Here is a 233-nt window from a genome sequence, read left to right as displayed (position 1 = left end):
AATTTGCAAACCTAAGGCTAACGATTTTGCAAAAGAAGTACCAACTAATAAAGAACCCATTAAGCCTGGTCCTCTAATAAATGCAATTGCAGATAAATCTTTTTTTGTAATATGGGCTTGCTTAATAGCTTGTTGTACCACAGGTACAATGTTTTGTTGATGTGCTCTTGATGCCAATTCTGGAACAACACCACCATATTTAGGATGAATTTCTTGCTTTGCCCCAACCTTGT

The 233-nt window shown here is 36.5% G+C and carries 1 pseudogene; it reads right to left on the bottom strand.

Annotation, left to right across the window (positions count from 1 at the left end):
• Positions 1-233, bottom strand: a pseudogene (locus tag ACY2RX_RS14965) (tRNA (adenosine(37)-N6)-threonylcarbamoyltransferase complex transferase subunit TsaD); the annotation flags it as partial.

This window comes from Polaribacter sp. 2405UD43-2 (assembly GCF_058147125.1).
The sequence above is the reverse complement of the archived record's forward strand: the minus strand, read 5'-3'. Positions and strand labels throughout refer to the sequence as shown.